The following is a 17,232-nucleotide window of genomic DNA, read 5'->3' as shown; positions in this document are numbered from 1 at the left end:
TTTCTGGCTCCAGCCCTGAGGGTTGCGGCGGCACCGACCCGCTCCCTTCGTCGTCACTTCCTCACGTATATACTTCATATATGCTCGGTCGTTCCTCCTCGGGTTCGGGCCGGTGGCACTCGCAACGCGGACTTGCCCTATTTTTGAGATGACTTCTAGCCTGCTTGCCCCACACCGCAGGTGTGTTGTCTTTCCCCTTATCGTGGGTAGGCGGGAACGACAGCGCTCTACTGCGGAGCTCGAACGTTTTCGCGAGCGTCTTGTAGAGGCCAACGTTTTTTTTAGTTCAATCAGTTTCCTCGCTCTCGAACTCATTCTCCTTCTTTTGCCCTCAGGGTTCCAAGAAGGTGACTTTTCCGGTTTTGAGGTCGTGGATCCCGCCGACCAGCAGGACATCTCCCTTCGCAAGCAGTTCTTTCAGGATGGGACTCTTTTCCCGGATATTCTTCATCTGCAGGCGCACGTTGGCTTCCGCCGCCCTTTGCACAAAGGCGTCATTGGTCGAACGGCGCGCTTCCCCCGGTTCTGTTTTCACCGAGGCCACGGCGGGTTGGATCCGGGCAAGCAATTGGGTCAGATGTCCCAATTCGACCTGGTCCGCCGCCCCTTTGACCGCTCCACATGAAGTATGGCCGATGACCGCAATCAATTTGGCCCCGGCTGCCTTGCAGGCGAATTCGAGACTGCCCAGCACATCCTCATCCACCACGTTTCCCGCCAACCTGGCGTTGAAGACATCCCCCATTCCCTGGTCGAAGATCAATTCGGTGGAGGTGCGGGAATCCAGACAACTGACCACCGCTGCAAACGGATACTGGCCAGCGCTGGTTTCTTTGGCCTGGGCCAACAGGTCACGTTTGAGGGGTTTTCCAGAGACGAAGCGGGCGTTGCCTTCTTTCAGGCGAAGAAAAGCCTCCTGCGGGTCCATGGCGGCCCGGTTTTCCCGGTTGAGTGTGATGTCGGGGCCGGGGGATTTGGCCGTGAGCGTTGGAATGGCCAGACTGATCAATACAGTGGATAAACAGAGGATGAGTTTTTTCATGAGCGGTTTTTTGTTAAGGAAGCAGGTATTTGGCGAAAGTAAAGTAGACGGGTATCCCGATGACGATGTTGAAAGGGAAGGTGAGGGCCAGTGAGGCTGTCAGGTAGATGGCCGGACTGGCCTGGGGCAGGGCGATGCGCACCGCCGCCGGAGCGGCGATGTAGCTGGCACTCGCCGCCAAGGTGCCCAAGACAGTCGCACCACCGACTCCGAGACCAGCCAAGCTTCCCAGCCAGACTCCCAGCAGTCCGTGCAACAGGGGCATGGCCAGGGCAAACACGATCAGTGGCAAGCCGGCTTTTTTGATGTCGCCCAGCCTGCTCCCGGTAACCAGGCCGATTTCCAGGAGGAACAGAGTCAAAACACCCCGGAACGGGGCCTCAAAAAAGGGCGCGATCTGCTCCGACCCCTTGTGCCCGGACAGAAAGCCGATGATCATGCCGCCCACGAGCAGGACAATGCCTTTGCTGGTGAGCAATTCGTGCATGATTTTGCCCATCCGTGCCGTGCCATTCGCAGCGACGGTTTTGCCGGCCAAGAGGAGCGCGATGATGATGGCCGGCACTTCCATCACCGCCAGCAGGGCGGGCATGAAGGGTTCGTAAGCCACCTTGACCAAAGAGAGAAAAACCAGTGCCTCCCCAAATGTCACGGCGGATACGGACCCATAGTGGGCCGCGAGTGCGGCGGCGTTGATCGTGTCAAAGCGCCCGATTCTTTTCAGGATATGAAATGACCAAACCGGTATCGCGGCGCTGAGGGCCAGTGCCGCGGTCATGGGTTTCCAGAGTTCTTCCAGAGTGATGCCGTCCAACTTCGCCCCTCCTTTCAGACCGATTGCGAAGAGCAGATAGATGGTCAATCCGACGTAGATGGGTTCGGGAATCTTCAGATCACTCCGCAACAGGCTGGCCACCACGCCGAGCACGAAGGCCAGCACCATGGGGGAGAGGAGGCTAAGGAGAAGGGAGTTTAACAGGTCCATATTTTTTCTGGGTTGATCCGGTTGGGGCGAGGGTTTATTAATAGATGAAGTTAAATATACGAAATCTATTACGTGTAATACAATACACGTAAACTACGTCAACAATTATTTTTATGGCCACAAAAAAAATGGATCCGGTCCGCCAGGAACACCCGGCAGGATTCACTTATTTGAGCAACCATGCGCACGTTCTGGTTTGTTTGAACCAAGATCCCGAGATGCGATTACGGGATATTGCCGTCTCGGTGGGCATCACCGAGCGGGCGGTTCAAAGGATCATCGCCGAGTTGGAAGCCGCCGGTTCCCTGCGACATGAACGCGAAGGCCGCAGGAACCGCTACGAAATCCAAAAGCGGTCTCGACTTCGCCATCCGCTTGAATCGCATTGCACGGTGGGCGGATTGCTGGATTGGATCACCGGCCTGAAATCGTAGTTTGCCCGTTTGGGGTGCATCCAAAAACCGTCTTTGCAGCAGGGTCCGCAGGGTGGTAGATTTTTTCACCGTGGACAGCATCGCAGCACTTCCTTCCCCCTCCTCATCCTCGTCGCGCAAGCCTTCCTGGCTGCGGGCCAAAGTCCCGGGCGGGGCGGCCTACCAGGAAGTCCGCGATCTGGTCCATTCCAATACCCTCCATACCGTCTGCGAGAGCGCGCATTGCCCGAACCTGGGGGAATGCTGGTCCCGGGGCACGGCCACACTGATGATCCTGGGGAACACCTGCACCCGTTCCTGCGGATTTTGCGCCATCGACACCGGCAAACCGCCGACCACCGACTGGGGCGAGCCGGCCCGGGTGGCCGATGCGGTCAAAACGATGAAGCTCAAACACGCCGTCATCACCTCGGTGGCACGCGACGATCTCAAGGACGGCGGGGCCGAAATCTGGGCCCGCACCATCCGTGCCGTCCGGCACGTCAATCCTCACACCGCCATCGAAGTCCTCATCCCCGATTTCAAGGGGCATTGGGACGACCTGGACACCGTGCTCAATGCCCGACCCGACATCCTCAACCACAATGTGGAGACCGTCCCGCGTCTGCACAAAGTGGTCCGCCCCCAGGCCAAATACGAACGAACCCTCGAGCTGCTGCGCCGGGCCAAGGACCGCGGTTTCACCACCAAGTGTTCGATGATGCTCGGCATCGGCGAGCTGGTGGAGGAAATCGACGCCACCCTGCGCGACCTGGCGGCGATCAAGGTCGATATCCTCACCCTCGGCCAGTATCTCCGTCCCACCCCGCAGCACCTGCCGGTTGACCGCTGGGTCACTCCGGAGGAATTCGCCCGATGGAAGGCCCGGGCGCTGGAACTGGGCTTCGGGGTTTGCGAAAGCGGCCCGATGGTGCGTAGTTCCTATCATGCCGATGAGCAATCGGCCAAATACACCCGGTCCGAAAAGGCCGTTTAACAGGAGATAACGGAGGCAACGGAGCAAGACAGCGGGGTCTGTATTTTGGTGTGATCCCAGGACCCGTTGGTTGCCTTGCTTTGTTAACTCTCTTTCCTCCTGTTCAATTTCTCCATGAAACGGTTGTGTGTGTATTGCGGGTCTTCGATGGGGAGCCGTGCGGAATACCGGGAGGCGGCGGAGTCTTTTGGCTCCCTTCTGGCCAGGGAGAAGATCGGGCTGGTCTACGGCGGCGGGAATGTCGGACTCATGGGTGTGGTCGCCGATGCGGTCATGGCCGGGGGAGGGGAGGTCATTGGGGTGATTCCGCAGGCGCTGGTGGACAAGGAAGTGGCCCACTTCCAGGTGACCAGACTCCATGTCGTCGACACCATGCATGAACGCAAGGCGATGATGGCAGGACTGGCCGACGGATTCGTGGCTCTTCCGGGGGGATATGGGACGCTGGAGGAACTGTTCGAGATCCTTACTTGGAGCCAGCTCGGCTTCCATCCCAAGCCGGTCGGCCTTCTCAACACACACGGCTACTACGATCCTCTGCTGGGGTTTCTCCATCGGATGGTGGAGGAAGGCTTCCTCCGGGAGGATCACCGAACTTTTCTGGCGGTGGCCGATGAGGGGGAGGCGTTGCTGTGTGTCTTGCGCCGGTCGGTCCCGGCGGGCGTTGCCAAGTGGTAAATGGCTGTTGCCTCGCCCCGGAGGGCGGGCATAGTCCGCTCTGAAAGGGGTTTCCATGAGCCAGAACTGGTATTACGCAAAAGAAGGCCAACCGCAGGGTCCGTTGGATCACGACACCATCAGCCGGTTGTACCGCGAGGGCCAGATCGCACCGGATACCCTGGTCTGGCAGGAGGGCATGGCCGACTGGGTCATGGCCTCCACTTTGCTGGGTGCCTCGGGTTCACTGTCTCCCGGTTTGCCTGTCCCGGCCCCGTCCGGCTCGGGTGAAATCGATTTTTCCGCCTGCTTCAGCGAAGGCTGGGCGGTTTTCAAGGCGCATTGGCCGGTCATGGTGGCGGCCGGAGCCGTTTTTTTCTTCCTATCCATGGCGATTCAAGGCCCCTTCCAAGTGGTCCAGATCGTCTTGCAGAAGCAATTGGAACAACAGCCGGTGCTGTTCATTGGCCTCATGGGGTTGACTTATCTGGTCAGTCTGGTTTTCACGCCACCCCTGACCGCGGGCTTGTTCCAGTTCTGTCTCGTGTCCTTGCGTGACAAACCCCGTTTGGAGGTCCTTTTTGAAGGATTCAAAACCTGCTGGCTCCAGAGCTGTCTCTGCGTGGTCGTGATGACCCTGATCATCATCCTCGGCTTCCTTTGTTTGATCATTCCGGGGATTTATCTGGCTGTGGCCTATTACTACGCCATTCCGCTGGTCATCGACCGCAGGATGGGTTTCTGGGAGGCAATGGAATTGAGCCGCAAGACCGTGCACAAGCAGTGGTTCATGGTTTTTGCCGTGAGTGTGGTTGGAGGACTGCTCTCCATAACCGGCATGGTGCTTTGTTGTGTCGGCATCGTTGGCACGCTCCCGTTGGGATACCTGGTGATCATGCAGGCCTACCGACAGCTTTTCGCCGCCGCGCCTCCTTCCTGAGATCCGTCCCCGCACCGCTGTACGCCAAACCTGACTCCATATGTCCTCCGGTTCGAGATCCTTTCAGCCCCCTCCGTTCTGGGCCAGCTACCTTCTCTGGGCTCCGTTGGTCGTGGCGGCTGTTCTCTGGTTGATCTCGAGCCTGCCATTTCTCCAGCGATTGGAGAACCTCGTTCTCGACCAGCGCATCCGCTTCCGCGCCCAGAACCAGCCCCCACCGGACAATCGCGCCATCTTCGTGACCATCGACGACATCGGCATCTCCACCATCGGGCGATGGCCCTGGCCCCGCAGTGTCCACGGCGACTTCATGCAGGTGGTCAATCTGGGTACCCCGTCCACCTTCGTGTGGGATATCATCATGGATGCACCCAGCAATGCCGAGGATGACATGCACCTTTTGGAGAGCATCCGAGGGATCGCCACCCCGACGGTTTTTGCCGCCGCCGCCACCTTGAACCGCGGTGGCGGGTACGAACTTCCAGCCGGATTGACTTTGGGGTGGCCCGTTCCTGCAGGGGCCGATCTGGCCAGCATTCCCCGCTTGGAAGAATTGATCATGTCCTTCCCGGGACTGCGGGAAATCACCGGGACGGGTCTGGCCAATGCCGAGCCCGGCCCTGACGGCGTCATCCGCCGGATGCCGTTGTTCATGCGCGCGGGCAACGAGCTCATTCCAGCCCTGGCCCTTTCGGCGCTGATGAAATACTGGAAACTGGAACCGTCCCAGGTTCGGATTGTTCCCGGCGATGCGGTCTATCTGGAATCCCCGGTCGTGCGCCGCCGGATTCCGGTCGACGGACAGGGTTACTACCATGTCAATTACCGCTACGAGATCCGCGATTACGACCATGCCGGGTTGAGTTTTTCCTACGTCCAATTGCTCAAAGTCATGGCGGACCGGTATGTCGAGGGCAACGAGAAGGCGCAAGCGCCCGACATCCGCGGCAAAATGCTCCTCATCGGCCAGGCCAGCACGGCCCTTTCCGATGTCGGACCGAGTCCGCTCAACGAACAAAGCCCCCGCCCGTTGATGCACATGAACCTGATCGACAATGTCCTCAAGGAGGACTACCTCCGGGAAATCCCGGTATGGATGGTCTGGGTTGGTTTCCTTCTGTTGGGTTATGGCAGTCTGGCCGCCCTGGGCCGTGCCCCGTTCTGGGCCAGCGCGGTGGTTCCGGTCCTCTTGGTCGCCGCTTTTGTGGTGGTCGCCTTCATGCTCTTCGTCCGGGGCAATTGGGTCATGCCCGTGGTCTGGCCCGCCCTCGGCCTTACCGGCCTCCATATGGGGGCCATCGGCGAACAGGTTTTGCGGGAACGCCGCGCCCGCCAGCAACTCCGCCAGTCTTTCTCGGCCTACGTGGCCCCCTCGATCCTGGAGTCGATCTACAAGAATCCGGACCAACTGCGCTTGGGCGGCAGCGTGCGCGATACGGCCATTCTTTTTTCCGACATCCGTGGATTCACCAGCATGACCGAAGCCATGGACTCCCAGGAACTGGTCGGCCAACTCAACGAGTACTTCACCGAGATGGTGGCCTGCGTCAACCGCTACCAGGGTTCGCTCCACAAATACATCGGCGACGCCATCATGGCGGTCTGGGGCGATATCACCAACGAAGGCCCGGGCATTGATGCCGGCCAGGCCCTGCGTGCCGCCATCGCCATGCGCACCGCCCTGCCCGGGCTGAATGCCCGTTGGCAGAGGGAAAACCGCCCGCTCTTCCATATCGGCATCGGCATCGCCCATGGCCGTGTGGTCGCCGGCAACGTCGGGGCCCCGCAACGCATGGAATTCACCGTCATGGGTGACGCCGTCAACACCGCCTCCCGCATCGAGGGCCTGACCAAAAAATTCGGCCTGCCCCTGATTGTCGGCGAATCGGTCTACGACCTGACACTTGAGCGCTTTGCTTTCCGCCCGCTTTCCAAGGTCCGGATGGCCGGCAAGGCCATCGCGGTCCGTATTTATGAGCCGTTGTATGAACTCGGCCGGGAGGAGGACTGTCCCTACGATGCCGAGTGGTTGAAGCTCTACCAAGAGGCTTATTCACGGTTTGAAGAGCGCCGGTGGGACGTGGCGGCGCGGGTATTTGAGGCCTGCCTCCACTCGTACCCCGATGACCAAGCCACAAACATGTTGCTGGAATTGTGCCGGGAATTGGTCAACAATCCTCCCCCGAGGGAATGGGATGGCGTTTTTGAGTTTGATTCAAAATAAGTCCCTGCCCCCCACCGGTTTTGCGTCCTTTTCTTATGCCTGCCATCCTGATCCTTGAAGACAGCCAGGTCCTCCTGACCAAGCTCACCCATGAGCTCAAGGCCGCTTTTCCGGAATGCCAGGTGCTCGGCGCCCGCAGCGTGGCCGAGGCCCACACCCTTTTTTCCGACACCCCCATCGATGTCTTCATCCTCGACATCTTCCTGCCGGATGGGAACGGGATCGACTTCCTTTGTGATGTCAAAACCATCAGTCCAGATTCGGCCGCGGTGATCATGACCGCGCAGCAGGTACCGGACCTGCGCCAACACGCCGAGGAATTGGGCGTGGTCCGATTCTTCCAGAAACCGGTCGATGTGGCCGCTCTGCAAAAAATCATCCACCGCGTTTTCCATCCCGAGGACGAACCCGCCGCCCCGGCCCCCGATCCCCAGAGCTTTGTCGCCTCCCTCGGCGGTCTGACCACCATCGACATCATCCAACTCAAATGCCTGGCCCGCGCCACCCAAGTCTTGCGCTTCGTGCGTGCCGACGGCCAGAGCGGGAAGATCCATTTCCAGCGCGGTGAGATCATCCACGCCGAGGCCCCGGACCGGAAGGGGCTGCCGGCTTTCAACGAAATCGTTTCATGGAAGGGCGGGCGGGTCGAGGAATCGGCCGAGCCCCTGGCCGAGCCGACCATCCAGCAGGGCTGGGAAGGTCTGCTCATGGACGCGGTGCGCGTCATCGATGAAAATGCCGCTTTGAAAGGTTCCTGATGCCCACCATCCTCGCCATCGACGACAGCCCGACTCTGCGGAAGTTCATCTCCAAACACATCGGGGAGCGTTTCCCGGACTACACCGTTCTGCTCGCCTCCAACGGAGCCGATGGGATCCAGACCGCCCTGCGCGAGAAGCCCGACATCATCCTGCTGGATTATCTTCTTCCGGATTGTAAGGGAGAGGAGGTCTGTCTCAAGTTGGCGGCCGATCCCGCCGGGGCCGTCATCCCCATCATCCTGATGAGCAGCAGCACCCCCGACATCACCCGCACCGAGGGGATGTTCCCGAGCATCAAACGCTCGATGGCCAAACCGTTCTCGCCCGAGCTGCTCTGCGCCAGCGTCAACTTGGTGCTCCAGGGCCAGAATGAACCCTCGTCCGCGCCCGAGGAAGCGGCAACAGCCGGCTCCGCCAGCGAGTCGTTTTCCCCGGAAAATGCCCCCACGGTGCTCATGGGTGCGCCCAAACTCCAGAAAGTCAGCCTGGCCGCCCGTCCCCGGCCGATCACCCGTCCGATTGATATTTCCTCCAGCCAAGCGGTCAAGGTTCCCGAGGCCTGCGGACCGCTGGGCGCTTTCCCCTGGATCGACGTGCTCTGCTACGCCCAATCTTCAAAACTCACCGGGGTGCTCGAAGTCGAAGTCACCGCGATCCGTCTGGATTTTTATTTCCGGGATGGGGCCCCGGTTCTGGGCACCACCCGAGATACCGCTTTCTACCTGAAAGATGCCCCGGTCAAGGTCGCCCCGGAACAGGAAGACATGTTCAATGAACTCAAGAAGGAACAGGAGGCCAGCGGCCAGCCCATCTTCTCCCAGATGAAAAAACGGGGCTATATGTCCCCGGAGGACGCGGACAGCATGATCCGCGATTACAGCGGCCTTCTCATGGGTCACTGCTGGAACGCCATGAAAGGCCGCTTCCAGATCTACCGCCGGGAACTCCCGGACTTTGCCGCTGATGCCCCCCCCTTCAGCGAGAGTGTGGAACAATTTGCCCTCGAATCCCTGCGTAACAACGGTCCCGAGAGCCTGGCCTATTTCGGCAGCGAAACCGCCCCGGGCACACCGGCCTACACCGTCGCCGGTTACCGTAGGGTCCAGATCATCACCCTCGAACCCGACGAGGCGTCCCTGGTGGCCGCAGTCGCCGCGGGTGGCCGGAATATAGAAGAAATCGCCGCGTCGATAGGCATGGAAATTCCCCAAGCCCGTACCCTGCTCTTCCGTTTCGTCAAACTCGGTGTCTTCGATTACTGGCCGGATTTTTCCGCCCAAACGCAAACATGACCCTGCGGAATGGGAACCGTCGCTCCGCCGGGGCGGGTCCCGGTCCGCTTCCTGGCAAGTTTCTCTCATGAACTACGGGTTGATCCAATTGGGAGCCTCCGCTTTCGCCCTGCCCTTCGCCGCAGTTCGCGAGGTGCTGCAGCAGCCCGTACTCAGCCCGGTCCCGCTCGGTCCGGATCTCCTGGCCGGGATGGTTTTGTTCCGGGGCGAAGTCCTGCCGGTTTTTGACATCGCCCCGCTACTGGACTGTCCCGCTTCACCACCCCGCACGGCCACTCCCGCTCGTGTTGTCGTGATCCAGCACAACAGTGTCTTTGCCGGCGTGGTCTCCGACCACGCCGCCCTTGCCGCCGGCAGCCCGGTTCCGGGCGAGGCCGGAGCCTGCCGCCTGGCCCAATCACTTCCCCTGTCGGAATCCTCAGCCCCGGTCCTCGACGTTCCCGCCCTCTTCCATCATTTCGAATCCTGCCTCGCCACCTCCACCTGAAAAAAACGCCATGGCCGAACCCACCTCCCTGTCTTCCCCCTCCGCCCCCCCGGTGAGCACGGGAATGAGCATCAATGTCAAGATCGCCTCCGCCTTCATCGGGATCGGAGCGGTGGCCACTCTCTGCGCCGCCCTCGCGGCTTATTTTTTTTACGGCAATGAATTGGAGAAAAGTGCCGGACTGCGACTCGATGCCGTCCGTGCCCTGACCCGCTCTCGCGTGGACGCCGAGCTGGCCTCACTCCAGGACAGTGCCCGCAATGCCGGGGCCCTCCTGCGGGCCAACCTCCGGGCCGATGCCCTCGATCCCCAGATCGCCCGCGCCAGCCTACAAGTGGCGGCCCCGCTCGTCGGTCCGAGCAAAATCTTCCTGTGTGACGCATCGGGGGAATGGGTGGCCTCCTCCGATGCCTCCGCCAGCCTCAACCAGGCCCGCCTCAAACAATCCGCGGCGGAAGCGGCCCGGAGCGACAGCCTGGTCTACCTTCCGACCGGACTTTCCACCAACGACCCGGTCCTGGTGCATATCACCCCGCTCATCGATAAACAAACCTTCCCTGCGGTCGTGATCGAAATCCCCTTTTCTGTCATCGGCCAGGTGCTGGCCTCGGGTCCGGCCGAGGTCTACGGAGAGTCCGGTGAAGCCTATCTGGTCGATGGAACGGGAGCCGTGCGCAGTCCTTTGAGGGGTGGCCAGAAACCGGAACGCATCGAGACCCTCGGGGTGCGCAGTGCCCTCGAAGGAGCGGCCGGGACCAAAACCTACCCCAACTACCAGGGCACGAATGTCATCGGTTCCTTCGATCTGTTGAAGACCGACGGATTCCGCTGGGCGGTGCTGGCCGAACAATCACGCGAGGAAGCCCTGCGACCGGCCCGCCTCGTCACCTTTTATGTCGCCGGCGTCGGACTGGTCACCGTCATCCTCATCGGGGTCCTCGGGGTGCTTTTCGCCAAGTGGATGACCCGCCCGGTGGTGGCCCTGCGGGAAACCATGGGACGCATCGCTTCCGGCGACGAAAAAGCGCGCGCGCCCATCCTGGCCCGGGATGAAATCGGCCAGCTTGCGGAAAGTTTCAACCGCATGGTGGACGAGCGCAATGCGGCCAAGGAACGGGTCACCACGGAAAACCGCCGCCTCCAATCCAGCATCCAGGAACTCCTGTTGGTGGTGGCCGATGCCTCCGAAGGCAAACTCTCCGTCCGGGCCCGCCGGGCCGAAGGCGTCCTGGGCAACGTCGGCGAGGCCTTGAACCGGATGTTGGAAAACGTCGGCGTGTTGATCGGCCAGGCCAAGAGCGCCAGCGCCCGTGTCGACCAAGCCGCCGGTGCCATCACCCTCTCGGCCCAGGAACTGGCCGAGGGCACGGCCGAGCAGAGCGCCCGCACCGCCAACGCCATCAGCGATGTCGAAACCCTGACCGCCGAGGCCCGCGCCGTGGCGGAGAATTCCACCGAAGCCGCCGAGGCCGCCGCCCGTGCCCGCAAGGCCGCCGAGGATGGCGCCCGCAACGTCCGTGAAGTCATCGAGTTCATGGAACGCCTGCGGGAGAACGTCGAAGCCAACGCCCGCAAGATCACCCGCCTGGGCGAACGCTCCCAGGAAATTTCCGGCATAGTCCGGTCCATCAGCGACATCAGCGCGGAAACCGATGTGCTGGCCATGAATGCCTCGATCGAAGCCGCCCGCGCGGGTGAGCAGGGCCGGGGATTCACCATCGTGGCCGACCAAGTCCGCGGCCTGGCCGACCGCACCCGCCAGGCCACCATTGAAATCGAAAAACTGGTGGCCGGCATCCAGAGTGAAACCACCGAAGCGGTGCGGCAGATGGACCAGCAGAACCGCGATGTCGAACAGGGCACCCGCCGGGTCGGGAGTGCCGGCGAGTCCCTGGGCAACATTGTCGAGGCCAGCGTGGATTCCTCCTCCCTGGCTGTGCAGATCAGCCAGTCGGCCCGCTCGCAAGAGGAACGGGCCATGCAGGTGCTCCAGGCGGTCAGTGATGTCAACCGCATCACCGCCGCCGCGCGTGAGCGCACGCTGGAGTTCCGCAGCACCAGTGATCAACTGGCTCTCCTGGCGGGCGAACTGAACCAACAACTGGCCAACTTCGAAGTTGGCTCCGAAACCCGGGAACCCTCCGCGCCTCCGGCCTGAGCCCGGCACCCGCACCATGGCGGCGCATGATCCGAAGAAGCACGCTCCGGCGGTGAGGCCGGTGCCGGTGTCCGCACCCGGTCCTGCACTCCGGAGGGCCGCCGGTCCGCGTCGTCCACCCTCCGGGTTGAAGCTGCAGTTGGGTGTGCCCCTGGCTCCCACCACTCCGGAGCCCGAACCGGATTACCAGTCCCTTTTCCGTGCCGAGGTGGTCGAGTCTGTCGGCGTCCTCGACCGGGCCCTCGCGGCCTGGCCCTCGACGGATAGTATCGCCAACTTGGTCCGGGTCTTCCACACCCTCCATGGTTCGGCCCGGACCCTGGACATCACCGGGGTGGCCGCAATCTCCGGCCGTCTGGAACAGACCGCACGCGACTTGGAGGCGGGCATCCTCCAGCCATCCGACGCCCTGGGCCGTGTCTTTCGGGAAGGGTGCGTGGAATTGGCCCGGTGGGCCGGACTGGATCCGTCCCAACTTTCGGAAACGCCGCTCATCCAACCGATGGCCACCCCGATTGCACCTCTGGGGGATGCCTTGCGCGAAATGGAGGCATGGATAGGCCAGGACCACGCCGCGGCTGAACGGTTGTGCCGGATCTTGGAAGCGCAGAGCGCCGCCCCCGAGGCCGAGGTGCCCACGGCGCTGAAAAAAAGTTTCGGACTTCTTTTGGATTATCTCAGGGACTGGGGTCCGTCGCCTCCGCCCGCGCCCATGCAGGCGGTCTTGCGCCGGTGTCTGGGGGATGCAACTGGATATCTCGCGGTGCCCCCGGGCGAGCGCACCCCCTGGCGTCGACGTTGGGGACTCTATTTCAACTCCCTGCGGGTGGCGATGGCCTCGGAGCGCAAGAGCTCGGTGGTCCCGTCGGGTCCAGCCCCCGATCCCGAGATGGTGCAGGCATTCATCGAAGAGGCCCAGTCCTTGTTCGATTCCGTGGAACAAGCTTTGCTGCGCTGGGAGAAAGGCGAGAACCCCAAGGCCTGCCGTTCGGAATTGCGCCGTCATTTCCACACCCTCAAGGGTGCCGCCAACAGCGTGGGACTTGCCCCGCTCGGTTCGGCCTATCATGACTGGGAGGAACGGATGGATCAAGCCGAAGCCCCCGCCGCACCTCCCGGAGATTTGCTGCCTTTCAACGATCGAGTGCGGGGTTATCTCGCCGCACTGGCCATCGATCCCTCGACCCCGTGGGCGGGCTTGCCTGTCGCCCCGGTGGCGGAAGTAGTTGACGCGGAATTGTTGGAGGCCTTTCTGGAGGAAGCCCGCCAGTTGCTGGAGCCCATTGAAACGTCCCTGTTGGCTTGGGAACGGGGCGAGGAGGCCGCCGCACGCCAGGCCGAACTGCGCCGTCATTTCCATACCCTCAAGGGAGCCGCCAACAGTGTCGGCCTGCGCGCCCTGGGGGCTGATTTCCATGTTTTGGAGGAACGGATGCAGCAGAACGTGGGCGAAGCCGAGCGTGTGCGTTGGATTCCCCTGGTGCTGGCATGCATGGATGAAACCCGGACTTATCTGGTGGCGCTGGCCACCGATGCCGCATCGCCCTGGCAGGGGGGCTGGGAGGCCCGCTTCCAGAACGGAACCGCCTCGCCGGCAGCATCGGCCACAGCGGCTTCCTCGGAAAAGACAGCGGTGCGCGTCGAGGCCGAACGCGTCCGCCAATTGCTCGACCAATCCGGTGAACTGGTGGCGGGCCTTTCGCGCACGGAATCATACTTCGACGAAATGGCCGCCCTGCGGCGGCGCTTGGATGATCTATCCGAACAAATGGTGAGGGAGTTGGAGATGGTGCAGGCGGGCCGCCCGTCCGGTGCAGCGGTCCTGCTGGAGTGGGAAAAAGCCTGCGCCTCGGTTTCCTCCGATCTGGCCCGTATGGGACGTTCCTTCGGGGCCTCGCAGAATGCGGTCCTGCAACGGGGACGCACCCTGCAGAAAGATCTGGCCGGCTTGAACATGGGGCCGGTCAGCGGCCTCTTCCGCCGGCTCCAACGGGTCTTCCGTGATGCCCTGCAGGAGGAGGCCAAGCAGGCCTCACTGGTGACGGAAGGCGGACAAACCCGGTTGGACCGCAGTGTGCTGGAACGGCTTTATGGTCCGCTGCTGCACATCGTGCGCAATGCCGTCGCCCACGGGATCGAAAAACCCGGGACGAGGACGGCGCTTGGCAAACACGCCGAGGGTTTGGTGAAGCTTTCGGCCCAGCCCTTTTCCGACCATGTGCGCATCGAGGTCGCCGACGACGGGGCGGGCATCGATGGCGAAGCCGTCCGGCGCAGGGCCATCCAACGGGGGTTGTTGCCGGCGGACGCCCCCGCTCTACCAGATGAGGAAGTCATCCGCATCCTCTTCATGCCGGGATTCACCACCAAGGAAACCGTCAGCAGCGTGGCGGGCCGCGGGGTCGGTCTCGATGTGGTCAAGGAGGAGATCGAAAGCATGAATGGTTCGGTTTCAGTCCGGTTCACCGCCGGGGCCGGAGCCGTCTGGACCATCCGTGTACCGCTCAACCTTTCCGCTTCCGAAGCCCTCTTGGTTCGAGCGGGCGACATCAAGGTGGCCCTGCCCCTGTCCTACATTGTGCGTTGTCACCTGCTGCATGGTGAGGACTTTGAATCCCGTAACGGACGACTGGTCCTGGCGGCTTCCGGACTTCCTTATTTTGCCCTCCACGAGGTGCTGGGTTCCTCCGCCGGGGAAGATCCGACCCATGGGATCGAGGTGGATGGGGGATCCTCGCGAGCGGTGTTCGGAGTGCATGCGATCCTGACCCGGCGGGAAGTGGTCAGCCTCGATCCGGGCCCGCTGTTGCGACGTCTGCCGGTGCTCTCGGGCGTGGCCCCCGATTCCGATGGAACACTGCTGCCCTTGTTGCAGGTTCCGCTCATGCTTCGCCGTCTGGCTGGAGGGGAAATCGGACAGGCGGGCTCACTTGCTGTCCCGCCCCTGCGTGTGCTCGTGGTTGATGATTCGTCCAGTGTGCGGCTGGCCCACCGCCTCCTTTTGGAGAAGATCGGTTGGCAGGTCGAATTGTCGCCGGACGCGGAGGCGGCTCTGACCAGGGTAAAAGCCGGTGGCATCGACTTGGTCTTGACCGATCTGGAAATGCCGGGCCAGGACGGGCGCGGGTTGTTGCGCGCCATCCGGGCGGACCCTGCTCTGGCCGCAATTCCTGTGTTGATGGTCACTTCCCGCCGGGAGGATCGCACGGTCTCGGCCATCCTCGGGGAAGGCGCGGCGGCCTGCCTGAGCAAACCCCTGGATATCGGCCAGGTGGTCGCGGCGGTCTCACGCCTTGAACCCTGGAACCAGAACCCCTAGGATCACCCGGCATGCTTGTCGACTCCAACCTCGCCGCCGCGGAACGGGAACGTTGCCGTGAATTGCTGGTGCAACTCCCGTTGTTCGCGTGGTTGAAGGCCGAGCAGGTGCAAATGCTCGCCTCCCAGGCAGCCTCGGCTTCCTACCGGGAGGGGGAGCGGATCTATGCGCGGGGCAGCCGCAGCGAGGGCATTTACCTGGTCGCTTCCGGTGAGGTGACCTTTATTTCCGGACACGAAAACAACCCGGATGAACAGGACGCCAGCACGTGTGTGGAGGGTTCTTTTTTTGGCGAGATGTGCCTGATCGAGCCGAGGGTGCGCACTGCCGACGCCCGGGCCAGCCTGCCGACCAAGCTCTTCATCATCCGCATCGGGGTGTTGGAAAAACTGGCCACCCGCTACCCGGAACAATTCGCCGTTCTCGTCACCAATCTGGCCCGGGAACAGGCCAGACGTCTCCGCCAACTCAATTCCAAGCTCGCCCCGACGAGCGGGCAGGGAGGCACAGACCGATGAAAGCAACCCCGGCCTCCCCCGCCGCGGACAAGTTCGGTTCCCTGGGGACTTTCCGGGGATTCCCCCTCTTTCAGGGTTTGCCGGACGAAATCCTCCTGATGCTCTATGTTTCTGCGCGTGAATTCATCGCCCGGAAGGGTGAGGTGATCGTCCGGGAGGGTGACCCTGGTGAGGAATTGTTCATCGTCGGGGGTGGGGAAGTGGAAGTGGTGGTGGGCCATGGATCCGGGCAACCGGTGCGTTTGGCCGTTCTGGGGCAACAGGAGTGCTTCGGTGAGATGTGTGTCATCGAGCCGATGATGCGTTCGGCCACCGTGGTGGCGATCGACAGTGCGATGCTTTACGCACTGGGCAGCACCACGTTCAACAAGGTGTATGCGCTTTTCCCGCACTATCAGGCGGTCATCATGGCCAATCTGGCCCGGACCCTGGCCGGCAGGATACAGAAGATCGACCGGCTTTATTTCGACCGGGCGTATTGAGTCGCCGGACCCGTTAGAATAAGGCTTTACTTCCCGGTTTCCTCTGCAAGACTAGCGAATCGATCAATCGCTTCCCTCTGAAGCCAAGTAGTAGTGTTTCAGGCAGTTTCCTGGCCGCTCCCAAAGGTTCCCATGCGCGCCATACGCGCTCTTCACTCGTCAGCGGCCAGTCGTCAACAACCCAAAAGAAAGAAACACATGAAACTCTACGTAGGAAACCTCTCCTTCCAAACCACCGATACCGAATTGCGCGAGCACTTCGGCCAACACGGCTCCGTCACGGACGTCCATCTCGTCATGGACCGTGAAACCCAACGCCCCCGCGGCTTCGCCTTTGTCACCATGGGCAGCCCGGCCGAAGGCCAAGCGGCCATCAGCGCCCTCGACGGCCAACCCCTCGACGGACGTGACCTGACGGTCAATGAAGCCCGTCCGATGGAACCCCGCTCCGGCGGCGGTGGTGGTGGCGGCGGACGTCGTGACTTCGGCGGCGGTGATCGCCGTGGCGGCGGCGGTGGTGGTGGCGGATTCCGCGGACGCCGCTGATCCCGATCCCCGACCCATTCAAACGTCCGGTTCGCAAGAACCGGACGTTTTTTGTGCCCCGACCATGGTTACTACCAAATCAAATTGACTGGACGAGGGGTTCTTCCGGAGGGCGAGGCTCCCGCCGAGCCGGGTTCAGAGCATTTTGCACTTCATCTGCTGCTCGTGCCCATGCTCTTTCTCATGCTCGCGTTCCCAGGTATTGAGGAAATGAGTGCGGGATCAAATATGATAAACAAGATCGGCGCGAGCCCATGAAAGGGCCGGAGCCTAGAGCATTTTGCATTTAATTAGCTTCGTAAAAGCTGTACAGTGTTGGTGGTATCCCGTAGAAGATTGGGATGAAATCCTACAGTGCTGATTTGCGGGCCAAGATTATCAAGCGTCGTTCCAAGGGGGCGAGTGCGGCGG

Annotated in this window: 15 protein-coding genes; 13 read left to right on the top strand and 2 right to left on the bottom strand. The window is 61.8% G+C overall.

Features of this window, described 5'->3' with window-relative positions; translation table 11 throughout:
* Positions 1-331: 331 nt before the first annotated feature.
* Positions 332-1,042 carry a carbonic anhydrase family protein gene (locus tag SFU85_10110; GenBank protein MDX6767134.1) on the bottom strand — a complete coding sequence of 237 codons (711 nt, stop codon included), beginning with the start codon at positions 1,040-1,042 and terminating at the stop codon, positions 332-334.
* Between the two features lie 13 nt (positions 1,043-1,055).
* Positions 1,056-2,027, bottom strand: coding sequence for a sodium-dependent bicarbonate transport family permease (locus tag SFU85_10105; GenBank protein MDX6767133.1), 972 nt, complete (start codon positions 2,025-2,027; stop codon positions 1,056-1,058).
* 113 nt (positions 2,028-2,140) lie between these two features.
* Here SFU85_10105 and SFU85_10100 point away from each other — a divergent pair, with 113 nt between their 5' ends.
* The 13 genes from SFU85_10100 (at position 2,141) to SFU85_10040 (ending at position 16,821) form a co-directional block, all read left to right on the top strand.
* Positions 2,141-2,461 (top strand): winged helix-turn-helix domain-containing protein, encoded by a 321-nt coding sequence (locus SFU85_10100; GenBank protein ID MDX6767132.1) that lies wholly within the window; start codon positions 2,141-2,143, stop codon positions 2,459-2,461.
* A gap of 70 nt (positions 2,462-2,531) precedes the next feature.
* Positions 2,532-3,437 carry a lipoyl synthase gene (lipA, locus tag SFU85_10095; protein ID MDX6767131.1) on the top strand — a complete coding sequence of 302 codons (906 nt, stop codon included), beginning with the start codon at positions 2,532-2,534 and terminating at the stop codon, positions 3,435-3,437.
* 114 nt (positions 3,438-3,551) lie between these two features.
* Positions 3,552-4,115, top strand: a complete 564-nt coding sequence (locus SFU85_10090; protein MDX6767130.1) for a TIGR00730 family Rossman fold protein — start codon at positions 3,552-3,554, stop codon at positions 4,113-4,115.
* A gap of 55 nt (positions 4,116-4,170) precedes the next feature.
* Positions 4,171-5,034 carry a GYF domain-containing protein gene (locus SFU85_10085; protein MDX6767129.1) on the top strand — a complete coding sequence of 288 codons (864 nt, stop codon included), beginning with the start codon at positions 4,171-4,173 and terminating at the stop codon, positions 5,032-5,034.
* Positions 5,035-5,074: 40 nt separating this feature from the next.
* Positions 5,075-7,258 (top strand): adenylate/guanylate cyclase domain-containing protein, encoded by a 2,184-nt coding sequence (locus tag SFU85_10080; GenBank protein MDX6767128.1) that lies wholly within the window; start codon positions 5,075-5,077, stop codon positions 7,256-7,258.
* Between the two features lie 35 nt (positions 7,259-7,293).
* Positions 7,294-8,016: a response regulator gene (locus tag SFU85_10075; protein MDX6767127.1), complete on the top strand. Its 723-nt coding sequence runs from the start codon at positions 7,294-7,296 to the stop codon at positions 8,014-8,016.
* Positions 8,016-9,311: a response regulator gene (locus SFU85_10070; protein MDX6767126.1), complete on the top strand. Its 1,296-nt coding sequence runs from the start codon at positions 8,016-8,018 to the stop codon at positions 9,309-9,311. The genes SFU85_10075 and SFU85_10070 overlap by 1 nt, the downstream gene beginning before the upstream one ends.
* 67 nt (positions 9,312-9,378) lie before the next feature.
* Positions 9,379-9,798 (top strand): chemotaxis protein CheW, encoded by a 420-nt coding sequence (locus SFU85_10065; protein MDX6767125.1) that lies wholly within the window; start codon positions 9,379-9,381, stop codon positions 9,796-9,798.
* A gap of 10 nt (positions 9,799-9,808) precedes the next feature.
* Positions 9,809-11,956: a methyl-accepting chemotaxis protein gene (locus tag SFU85_10060; GenBank protein ID MDX6767124.1), complete on the top strand. Its 2,148-nt coding sequence runs from the start codon at positions 9,809-9,811 to the stop codon at positions 11,954-11,956.
* Positions 11,916-15,275, top strand: a complete 3,360-nt coding sequence (locus SFU85_10055; GenBank protein MDX6767123.1) for an Hpt domain-containing protein — start codon at positions 11,916-11,918, stop codon at positions 15,273-15,275. The genes SFU85_10060 and SFU85_10055 overlap by 41 nt, the downstream gene beginning before the upstream one ends.
* An 11-nt stretch (positions 15,276-15,286) precedes the next feature.
* Positions 15,287-15,793 (top strand): Crp/Fnr family transcriptional regulator, encoded by a 507-nt coding sequence (locus tag SFU85_10050; protein ID MDX6767122.1) that lies wholly within the window; start codon positions 15,287-15,289, stop codon positions 15,791-15,793.
* Complete coding sequence (locus SFU85_10045) at positions 15,790-16,275, top strand: cyclic nucleotide-binding domain-containing protein (protein MDX6767121.1); 486 nt, start codon at positions 15,790-15,792, stop codon at positions 16,273-16,275. The genes SFU85_10050 and SFU85_10045 overlap by 4 nt, the downstream gene beginning before the upstream one ends.
* 198 nt (positions 16,276-16,473) lie before the next feature.
* On the top strand, positions 16,474-16,821 hold the full coding sequence (locus SFU85_10040) for an RNA-binding protein (protein MDX6767120.1): 348 nt from the start codon (positions 16,474-16,476) through the stop codon (positions 16,819-16,821).
* The last annotated feature ends 411 nt before the right edge of the window (positions 16,822-17,232 follow it).

The sequence above is a fragment of the Candidatus Methylacidiphilales bacterium genome (assembly GCA_033875315.1).
GTDB lineage: Bacteria > Verrucomicrobiota > Verrucomicrobiia > Methylacidiphilales > CAZTYG01 > JANRJG01.
This window is presented reverse-complemented; position numbering and strand designations above follow the sequence as displayed.